9 protein-coding genes are annotated in these 9,490 nt (G+C 64.0%); 8 read left to right on the top strand and 1 reads right to left on the bottom strand.

What is annotated here, in order from left to right; all coding sequences use genetic code 11:
* Positions 1-78: 78 nt before the first annotated feature.
* Positions 79-984: a DMT family transporter gene (locus ACODSR_RS04695; RefSeq protein ID WP_489074140.1), complete on the top strand. Its 906-nt coding sequence runs from the start codon at positions 79-81 to the stop codon at positions 982-984.
* Positions 985-1,072: 88 nt separating this feature from the next.
* On the opposite strand, the gene ACODSR_RS04690 is transcribed toward ACODSR_RS04695, so the two are convergent.
* Entirely contained in the window at positions 1,073-1,831 is a 759-nt protein-coding gene (locus tag ACODSR_RS04690) for an enoyl-CoA hydratase-related protein (RefSeq protein ID WP_489074138.1), read from the bottom strand.
* Between the two features lie 94 nt (positions 1,832-1,925).
* On the opposite strand from ACODSR_RS04690, the gene ACODSR_RS04685 reads away from it, so the two are divergent.
* The 7 genes from ACODSR_RS04685 to ACODSR_RS04655 all read left to right on the top strand — a co-directional run bounded on the left by ACODSR_RS04685 (position 1,926) and on the right by ACODSR_RS04655 (position 9,490).
* Positions 1,926-2,909 carry a bile acid:sodium symporter family protein gene (locus ACODSR_RS04685; RefSeq protein ID WP_489074136.1) on the top strand — a complete coding sequence of 328 codons (984 nt, stop codon included), beginning with the start codon at positions 1,926-1,928 and terminating at the stop codon, positions 2,907-2,909.
* 67 nt (positions 2,910-2,976) lie between these two features.
* Positions 2,977-4,137: an aromatic ring-hydroxylating oxygenase subunit alpha gene (locus tag ACODSR_RS04680; RefSeq protein ID WP_489074134.1), complete on the top strand. Its 1,161-nt coding sequence runs from the start codon at positions 2,977-2,979 to the stop codon at positions 4,135-4,137.
* A complete protein-coding gene (locus ACODSR_RS04675; RefSeq protein ID WP_489074132.1) occupies positions 4,134-5,744 on the top strand; it encodes a phytoene desaturase family protein in 1,611 nt (536 codons plus the stop codon). The genes ACODSR_RS04680 and ACODSR_RS04675 overlap by 4 nt, the downstream gene beginning before the upstream one ends.
* A 215-nt stretch (positions 5,745-5,959) precedes the next feature.
* The gene (locus tag ACODSR_RS04670; protein WP_489074130.1) at positions 5,960-6,955 is read left to right on the top strand and encodes an aspartate carbamoyltransferase catalytic subunit; all 996 of its coding nucleotides are present in this window, start codon (positions 5,960-5,962) and stop codon (positions 6,953-6,955) included.
* A 124-nt stretch (positions 6,956-7,079) separates the two neighbouring features.
* Complete coding sequence (locus ACODSR_RS04665; protein ID WP_489074128.1) at positions 7,080-8,303, top strand: dihydroorotase; 1,224 nt, start codon at positions 7,080-7,082, stop codon at positions 8,301-8,303.
* A 123-nt stretch (positions 8,304-8,426) separates the two neighbouring features.
* Entirely contained in the window at positions 8,427-9,068 is a 642-nt protein-coding gene (locus ACODSR_RS04660; RefSeq protein ID WP_489074126.1) for a SatD family protein, read from the top strand.
* Complete coding sequence (locus ACODSR_RS04655; protein ID WP_489074124.1) at positions 9,062-9,490, top strand: hypothetical protein; 429 nt, start codon at positions 9,062-9,064, stop codon at positions 9,488-9,490. Before ACODSR_RS04660 ends, ACODSR_RS04655 begins: the two co-directional genes overlap by 7 nt.

Here is a 9,490-nt window from a genome sequence, read left to right as displayed (position 1 = left end):
GGGGCGCCGCCCCCCCCCCCCCCCCCCCCCCCCCCCCCCGGCTTGACCGCGCCCTGCGCGGTCCATAGCGGTCGGCGCATGACCCAAGCCGCCGCCGTCCTCGACCATCCCCCTGCCCCCACCCCCCGGCTGATCGGTCGTCCCGAACTCGCGCTGATTGGCGTCACGATGCTGTGGGGCGGGACATTTCTGATCGTCCATGGCGCGATGACACAGTCGGGGCCGCTGTATTTCGTTGGCTTGCGTTTTGGCACGGCGGCGTTGTTTACGCTGCCGCTGGCAATCCCGGTGCTGCGCGGGCTGACGTGGCGTGAAGCCTGGGCGGGGCTGGTAATCGGGCTGGGCATCTTCGTCGGCTATACGCTCCAGACCTGGGGGTTGCAGACAATATCGAGCAGCGCCTCGGCGTTCATCACCGCGGCCTATGTGCCGCTGGTGCCGGTGCTGCAATGGATCATCCTGCGGCGACGGCCCCGGCTGGCGAGTTGGATCGGGGTGGCGCTGGCGTTCATCGGCCTGTTGCTGGTCGCCGCGCCAGAGGCTGGCATGACGCTGGGCCGGGGCGAGATATTGACGCTGATCAGCACCTTGGCGATCGCGCTGGAGATCATCTTCATCAGCCTGTGGGCCGGCAGCGTCAATGTGCTGCGCGTGACCGTGGTGCAGCTGGCAGTGACGTCGCTGCTTGCCTTTGCCTGCATGGCCCCGGCGGGTGAGGCGATCCCGCCATTCTCCTGGGCGGTGGTGATTGCTGCCTGTGGGCTGGGCGCGATGACCGCGATCATCCAGCTGGTGATGAACTGGGCGCAACGCACCGTGTCGCCGACGCGGGCGACGTTAATCTATGCGGGCGAACCGGTATGGGCCGGGATCATCGGGCGGATCGCAGGCGACCGCCTGCCGCCCATGGCGCTGCTGGGCGGGGTGCTGATCGTTGCGGCGGTGATCGTGAGTGAATTGCGGTTTGGGAAGAAGGCCGACTGACCACCAGTTCCCCCGTTCGTTTCGAGCGAAGTCGAGACACCGTGCGCGATGCTTCTCGACTTCGCTCGAAGCGAACGGATGTTTGAGATTATCCCCGGCTGAACACCGGGGCGCGCTTTTCGAAGAAGGCGGTGAAGGCTTCCTGGGCTTCGGGCGAGGCCAGCGTTTCCCGGAACAGCTGCGCTTCCTCCTCCATCCGGGCGGTGAGTGCTGCCGGATCGCCCTTCATCAGGCGGCGGGTGGCGGCAAGTGCCTGGGGCGGCTTGGCCATCAGCGCAGCGGCTTTGGCACGGGCATGGTCGAGCAACGTGTCGGCCGGGACGATGGCGGTGACAAAGCCAGCGCGGTCGGCGACTTCGGCGTCCATCGGTTCGCCCAACATCAGCATCGCTGCCGCTTTGGCATGGCCCATCACCGCTGGCGCAAGCAGGCTGGACCCTGCTTCCGGCACGATCCCCAGATTGACGAAAGGCATGATGAAGCGCGCATCGGGCGCGGCATAGACCAGATCGCAATGGAACAGCATCGTCGTACCGACGCCCACGGCCAGCCCCTGTACCGCGGCGACCAGCGGCTTGTCGAAGGCGGCGATGGCGCGGATGAAGGCGAAGGCGGCGGCGCCCCCCTCCGGCCCGGCCATGAAGTCTTTGAGGTCATTGCCCGCGCAGAATGCGTCGCCCCGCCCCGCAAACAGCACCACGCCGATATCGGCGCGGGCAGAAGCGTCGGCCAGCGCGGCGGTCATCGCGCGATACATGGGGCCAGTCAGCGCATTTTTCTTGTCGGGCCGGTCGATATGGATTTCCAGCACGCCGCCCTGCTCGATCACCGCAATAGACTCGCTCACGATCCGCTCCTCATTGGCTTGTGCGAATCTGTTGGCTCAACGATGGGGCGGCGTCTATCCCCCTTTTTTCGCCCTTCCCTGTCCAGGTTCGCTGATGACCCGCCTTCGTGAACTGATCGATCCGTTCCTGCTGTTGCTGATCGCCACGGTTGCGCTAGCGTCATTGCTGCCAGCGCGGGGCAATGGTGCGCGGATTGCAGATGCCGTGGCGGATGCGGGCATAGTGCTGCTGTTTTTTCTGCATGGTGCAAAATTGTCGCGCGCGGCGATATGGGAGGGGGCAAAGGCGTGGCGGCTGCATCTGGCGGTGCTGGGGACGACCTTTGCCGTCTTTCCGCTGCTGGGGTTGGCCAGCCAGCAGATGGACGCCGTGCCGGACGGGATGCGGGCGGGGCTGTTGTTCCTGACGCTGCTGCCATCGACCGTCCAATCCTCCATCGCCTTTACCGCGATCGCGCGGGGGAATGTCGCCGCCGCCGTGGTCAGCGCCTCCTTCTCCAACCTGCTCGGCATCGTCCTGACGCCGCTGCTGGTCGCGCTCCTGATGCAGCGGACGGGCAGCGGCAGCCTTATCTCGCTGGCCTCGATCGAGGGGATCGTGCTGCAATTGCTGTTGCCCTTCCTGATCGGCCATCTGGCGCGGCCATGGATTGGCGGGTTCGTGGCGCGGCACAAGGCGATGATCGGGCGGGTCGATCGCGGATCGATATTGCTGGTGGTCTATGCCGCCTTCAGCGCGGCGGTGGTCGAAGGGCTGTGGCAGACGGTATCGGCGGGGGAGATGGCGTTGCTTGCCGGGCTTTGCGTCGCTCTGCTGACGGTGGTGCTGGGCTTCACCTGGGGGCTGGGGCGGATGATGGGCCTGTCGCGGGCGGAGCGGATCGTGCTGGTCTTTTGCGGGTCGAAAAAGAGCCTGGCGACGGGGGTGCCGATGGCGGGGCTGCTGTTCCCGGCCAGCGCGGTGGGCGCGATATTGTTGCCGGTGATGCTGTTCCACCAGATTCAGTTGATGGCCTGCGCGGTACTGGCGCGGCGTTACGGGGCGCAGGCCGAAGCCGACACTGAGCCGAACATATAGCTGGCATTTTCAGCGATTTTATTATACGTTCGTAAAATTGATCGGCAGCGTCGGGGGATGCGCGGAGATGGTGGTGCAGGCAGAAAGCGGGGCAGACCCGGATGCGGGCTGGAGCCTGCCAGCCTGGACCTATAGCGACCCGGAATTTTTTGCCGCCGAAGTCGCGCGGATCTTCCGGCCGAGTTGGCAGATTGTCTGTCATGTCAGCGACATGCCTAACCCCGGCGATTTCCATACGCTCGATTATATCGGCGAGAGCGTTATCGTTATTCGCGGCGACGATGGGGCCGTGCGGGCCTTTACCAATGTGTGCCGCCATCGCGGGGCGCGGATCGTCGATGGGGCGTCAGGCTGCGCCAAGAAGCTGGTCTGTCCCTATCATGGCTGGACCTATGAAAGCGACGGGCGGTTGACGGGCGTGCCGATGAAGGCGGGCTATGCCATGGACCTGGCTGATCATGGCCTGACGCCGGTGCAGGTCGAGGATTTTTACGGCTTCCTGTTCGTCCGGCTGACCGATGATGGCGGGCCGTCGGTGGCGCAGATGATGGCGCCCTATGTCGCGGAGATCGCCCCCTATCGCTTTGCCGACCTGCGCGCGCTGGGGCGGGTGACGTTGCGACCGCGCGAGGTGAACTGGAAGAATATCGGCGATAATTATTCCGACGGGTTGCACATCAGCGTCGCGCATCCGGGGCTTAAGCGGCTGATGGGCGATGGCTATGGCGTGGAGGTGAGCGCGCATGTCGACAAGATGTGGGGACCGATTGTCGAGCGGCCATCGGCCAACTGGTCCGAGCGTGCCTATCAGCGATTTCTGCCGGACGTGCCGCATCTGCCACCCGAACGGCAGCGGCTATGGACCTATTTCAAGCTGTGGCCCAATTTCGCCTTCGACATCTACCCCGATCAGGTCGATTTCATGGCCTGGCTGCCGGTATCGCCGACACAGACGCTGATCCGCGAGATCAGCTATGCGTTGCCCGATGAGCGGCGAGAGATGAAAGCGGCGCGCTACCTCAACTGGCGGATCAACCGGCAGGTCAATGCCGAGGATACGGCGCTGGTCGCGCGGGTGCAGGCCGGGATGGCATCGGACTATTTTACCGTCGGGCCGCTGCACGAGGATGAAGTGGCGCTGCGCCATTTTTGCGGGCGGATGCGGGGGGTGATCCCGCAGGCGCGGCTGCATCGCGCACCGGCGGCGGGGTGGAGTAACAGCGCATGACCAAAGCCTACGATGCCGTCATCATCGGCGGGGGGCATAATGGGCTGGTCTGCGCCTTCTATCTGGCGCGGGCGGGCTATAAGGTGCGCATCCTGGAGCGCCGTCATGTCGTGGGCGGGGCGGCGGTGACGGAGGCGTTTCACCCCGGTTTCCGCAATTCGACCGCCAGCTACACGGTCAGCCTGTTGAACCCCAAGGTCATCGCCGACATGAAGCTGGCCGACCATGGCTATCGCGTCATCGAGCGTCCGATCAGCAACTTCCTGCCCCAGCCCGATGGCGGTTATCTGAAACTGGGCGGCGGGCTGGAGCGGACGCAGGCGGAGTTTGCGCGGTTCAGCGCGAAGGATGCCGCCGCCCTGCCCGCTTATTATAATGCGCTGGAGGTGGTGGCGGACGTGCTGCGCGACATGACGCTGAAAAGTCCGCCCAATGTCGGCGACGGGCTGTCGATGATCGTCGATGCGCTCAGGCAAGGACGGCGTATCGCCGGGCTGACGATCGAGCAGCAGCGCGATGCGCTCGACCTGTTCACCAAATCGGCGCGCAGCTTCCTAGACAGCTGGTTTGAGAGCGATGCGGTGAAGGCCGCGTTCGGCTTTGATGCGGTAGTCGGCAATTATGCCAGCCCCGACACGCCGGGCAGCGCCTATGTGCTGCTGCACCATGTGTTCGGCGAGGTGAATGGCAAGAAGGGCGCATGGGGCCATTGTGTCGGCGGCATGGGGGCGATCACCCAGATCATGGCGCGGGTCGTAACGGCCATGGGGGTGGAGATTAGTCTGGAAGCGCCGGTGGAGCGGGTGCTGGTGGATGGCGCGCGGGCCGTGGGCGTGCGGCTGGAGAGCGGCGAAGAGGTGATGGGCAAGACCGTCATCGCCAATGTCGGACCGAAATTGCTCTATGAGCGAATGATGGATCCCGCCGATCTGCCCGTCGATTTCGTCAAGCGGGTCAAGGCGTTCAAGGCCGGGTCCGGCACCTTCCGCATGAATGTGGCGTTGAGCGCTTTGCCCGATTTCACCTGCCTGCCCGGTATCGGCGAGCATCACCAGTCGGGCATCATCCTGGCCCCGACGCTGGACTATATGGACCGGGCCTATATGGATGCCAAACGCGATGGCTGGTCGAAGGAGCCGATCGTCGAGATGCTGATCCCGTCCACCATCGACGCATCGCTGGCCCCAGAAGGCTGCCATGTCGCCAGCCTCTTCTGCCAGCAATTCGCGCCGGAGCTGCCCGACGGGCGGTCATGGGACGATGAGCGGGAGGCGGCGGCGGACTGCATCATCGCGACGGTGGAAGCGGCCGCGCCGGGCTTTGCAGGCAGCGTGATCGCGCGGCAAATCCACTCGCCACTCGACCTGGAGCGCAAATTCGGGCTGGTCGGCGGCGACATCATGCACGGCCATCTGTCGCTGGACCAGATGTGGGCCGCGCGCCCGGTACTGGGCCATGGCGCCTATCGCGGGCCGGTAAAGGGGCTGTATATGTGCGGCGCAGGCACGCATCCGGGCGGCGGCGTCACCGGCGCGCCGGGGCATAATGCAGCGCGGGAGGTGTTGCGGGACGGGGCAGTGTTTGGGAGGCTGTGGCGGCGGGGGTAGGTCGGTTCTCATCCCGAAGAAAGAACAAGGCTTCGACAGGCTCAGCCCGAACGGGGGAGAGCGAAGCCCTGCTCCGTTCGCCCTGAGCGACAAGAGGCGAATGCGCGCGACTGATATGGTCGGTTCGCTGCGCTCACTACCCACCCCCGGCCCCTCCCTGAAAGGGAGGGGAGTTTTGGTTGCCCTCGCCCCTTCCCTCGCCTAAAGCGCATCCCATGCCCGAAACGACTGCCGCGCCCGCTTCGTCCGACCTGACTGGTCGGGCGCTGTTTCCGCACAGGCATTTGCTGTCCATTGCGGACCTCAAACCCTGGGAAATCCGTTTTCTGCTGGATGAGGCGGAGCATTGGGCACGGGCGAACCGCAGCGGCGCGCGCAAGCATGATGACCGGCTGGCGGGGATGACCCAGATCAACGCATTCTTCGAGAATAGCACGCGGACATTATTGTCGTTCGAGATTGCCGGCAAGCGGCTGGGCGCGGACGTGGTGAACATGCACGCGGGCCAGTCCAGCGTGAAGAAGGGCGAGACGCTGATCGACACGGCGATGACGCTGAACGCCATGGCCGCCGATGTCATCGTCATCCGTCATGCCAGTTCGGGCGCAGTCGCGCTGATCGCGGACAAGGTGGACTGCCCGGTGTTGAACGCAGGCGATGGCTGGCACCAGCATCCCACGCAAGCGCTGCTTGACGCGCTGACGATCAGGCGGCGCAAGGGCAGTTTCGAGGGGCTGATCGTCGCGATCTGCGGCGATGTGCTGCACAGCCGGGTCGCGCGATCCAACATGCTGTGCCTGGCCGCGCTGGGCGCGCAGGTGCGCGCCGTGGCGCCGCCCACCTTGATGCCGCCGGAGGTGGAGATGCTGGGCGCGACGCCCTTTACCAGCATGGCGCAGGGGCTGGACGGCGCGGACGTGGTGATGATGTTGCGGCTCCAGAATGAGCGGATGGACGGCGCGTTCATCCCGTCGGCGCGCGAATATCATATGCTCTATGGGCTGACGCCGGAGCGGCTGGCGCTGGCCAAGCCCGATGCGCTGGTAATGCATCCGGGGCCGATGAACCGGGGGGTGGAGATTGCGAGCGTGGTGGCGGATCATCCGACGCGATCGGCGATCACCGAGCAGGTGGAGATGGGCGTGGCGATCCGCATGGCGTGCCTCGATGTGCTGACGCGCGGCGCACGGGGTGTGGAGGGGTGGGCGTGATGGCTGTCCCAACCCCGTTCGGGCTGAGCCTGTCGAAGCCCTCCACTGAGCGGAGCGAAGTGCTTCGCTCCGCTCAGCAGACCCCTTCGACTTCGCTCAGGGCGAACGGAATTGAGGCAGTTCAATGACCACCCTCGCCATCATCAACGGCCGCCTCGCTGATCCGGCGGGGGATGCGCTGGTCTCTGGCTCCATCCTGATCGAGGGCGACCGGATCGTTGCGGCGGGCGACATTGCGGTGCCTGCCGACGCGGAGAGGGTCGACGCGCAGGGGCTGGTGGTCGCGCCGGGCCTGATTGACCTGGGCGTCTTTGCCACCGACAAGCCGGCCTTTCATTTTGGCGGGATCACCCGTGCGGCGCTGATGCCCGATCAGTCGTCGCTGCTGGACGATGCGGCGCTGATCCGGCAGGCGACGCGGGCGGGGAAGCCCGATTTCTGGGTCCACCCGATCGCGGCGGCAACGCGGGGCCTGAAAGGCACCGAACTGGCCGAGATCGGCATGATGCAGGCGGCGGGCGCGAAGGCGGTTGGCACCGGGCGGCAGTGGATTGCGGATTCGGGCGTGATGCTGCGGGTGCTGTCCTATGCGTCCGGGCTGGGGCTGACGGTGATCGCCCATGCCGAGGATGGCGGGCTGGCGGGCAAAGCGGTGGCGACGAGCGGCGAGACGGCGACGCGGCTGGGCCTGCCCCACGCGCCAGCCTGCGCCGAAGCGATGGCGATCGCGCGCGACATCATGCTGGCGCGGCAGGCGAACGCCGCGATCCATTTCCGGCTGGTGACGACGAAGGCGGGCTTCGACCTCATTCGCGCGGCGAAGGCGGAAGGGTTGCGGGTTAGCTGCGGCATCAGCCCGGCCTATCTGTTCCTGGCCGACAATGCGGTGACCGATTTCCGCACCTTTGCGCGCCTATCCCCCCCGCTCCGGTCGGAGGATGACCGCAAGGCCAGCATCGCCGCAGTGGCGGACGGGACGGTCGATGTCATCACCTCCAGCCATGATCCGCGCGGGGCGGAGGACAAGCGCCTGCCCTTCGCCGACGCCTCGCCCGGCATGGCGGGGGCGGAGACGCTGCTGGCGCTCTCGCTCAATCTGGTTCGGGAGGGGCATGTGTCGCTCAACCGGCTGATGACCTTGCTGAGCGCCAATCCCGCCCGGATTTTGGGCGTCAATGCGGGCAGCTTTGCGCCGGGCAGCGCGGCGGACCTGATCTTTGTCGATCCCGATGCGCCATGGATCGTCGACAGCGCCAAGATGGCGGCGGCGGCGGGCAATACCCCGTTCGACCGCGTACCAGTGCAGGGCCGCGCCCGGCGGATCATGAAGGGCGGGGTGTTTTTGTAGACCAGACTCAGCCTCACTCATTTTAACCCAGTTTCAGGTTAATTTTTAAATTGACCCAATAGTGGTTACATGCCATTATGTGACCCAATTATGGATCAATTTCCCCCTATGCAGGCCGTTATCATGGGCGATCTCGTCCATAGCGAACGCAATGGTTATACGGAGCATCTTCATGCACGGTTTAACGATGCGGTAAATCATCAGAATCAGGACAGCGGCACCGATCTGACTTCGCCGTTGACCATCACATTAGGTGATGAATTCCAAGGCCTTGTTACATCGCTCGTTAAGGCTGCCGATATTGCGCGCGCCATTCGACTGGAACTGCTGGAATACGGCGTTGAATGCCGCTTTGCGATAGGGTTGGTGCAGCTAAAGACCCCACTGAATTCTGACCGCGCGTGGAACATGATGGGGCCTGGGCTGGCCAGCACACGCGCTCGGTTGAACGAAAAGCGCGCCAATATCCTATATCGCTTCTCCATTCCTGAGCATCCCGTGCTCCAAACGATGCTGGAGGCAAGCGCTGCCAGCCTGACTGCCATCGAACGCGATTGGACAGACACCCAGCGCCGCGACATACAAGCACTCATCGAAGGTGCCAGTCCAATCGACATTGCCAAACAACGTAATGTGTCGGTTCACAATATCTACAAGGTACGAAATTCGGGCAACTTTGATCTGTATCTGATCCACTGGAACGCAATCCAAGAGGCGCTTGCTGAACTCGACAGGGTTTATCGCTTAGGAGAGGGGCAATGCTGATCCACGCTGTCGCATATAGTGCCATCGCGATTTGGTTGCTGACATACCTGGGCAACTGGCTTTGTCGCAATATTTTCCAGTTAACGGGCTTAAAGGACGCCATCGCGGACATGCCTGACCCCGGACACAATGCCGGTCGTGTGATTGGTGCGCTCGAACGCCTGTTGCTTGCGGTGGGAATCATATTGCAAAGCTGGGAAATTCTGGCTTCTGTCATCGCGCTGAAAACAGTGGCCCGTTTCAAAGCCATGGATGAACAGCGCTTCGCCGAATATTTCCTTGTAGGCTCCCTATTTAGCATTTTCTGGGCTTTGCTCATAACCAGCCTGTGGATGGGATATGATCATCGCTTCGGCGTCGACCTTCGCCAGAAGGCAACAATCTTTATTGGCCGCGAAGAGAAAACTGGCGAAAGCAAATAG

The organism is Sphingobium sp. FG125 (assembly GCF_057809795.1).
The sequence above is the reverse complement of the archived record's forward strand: the minus strand, read 5'-3'. Positions and strand labels throughout refer to the sequence as shown.

What these genes read in the sequence shown, in the direction of transcription:
- ACODSR_RS04685 (WP_489074136.1), top strand. Translation starts at nt 1,926, where the DNA reads ATGACCCGCCTTCGTGAACTGATCGATCCGTTCCTGCTGTTGCTGATC.
- ACODSR_RS04680 (WP_489074134.1), top strand. Translation starts at nt 2,977, where the DNA reads ATGGTGGTGCAGGCAGAAAGCGGGGCAGACCCGGATGCGGGCTGGAGC.
- ACODSR_RS04655 (WP_489074124.1), top strand. Translation starts at nt 9,062, where the DNA reads ATGCTGATCCACGCTGTCGCATATAGTGCCATCGCGATTTGGTTGCTG.
- ACODSR_RS04695 (WP_489074140.1), top strand. Translation starts at nt 79, where the DNA reads ATGACCCAAGCCGCCGCCGTCCTCGACCATCCCCCTGCCCCCACCCCC.
- ACODSR_RS04670 (WP_489074130.1), top strand. Translation starts at nt 5,960, where the DNA reads ATGCCCGAAACGACTGCCGCGCCCGCTTCGTCCGACCTGACTGGTCGG.
- ACODSR_RS04660 (WP_489074126.1), top strand. Translation starts at nt 8,427, where the DNA reads ATGGGCGATCTCGTCCATAGCGAACGCAATGGTTATACGGAGCATCTT.
- ACODSR_RS04675 (WP_489074132.1), top strand. Translation starts at nt 4,134, where the DNA reads ATGACCAAAGCCTACGATGCCGTCATCATCGGCGGGGGGCATAATGGG.
- ACODSR_RS04665 (WP_489074128.1), top strand. Translation starts at nt 7,080, where the DNA reads ATGACCACCCTCGCCATCATCAACGGCCGCCTCGCTGATCCGGCGGGG.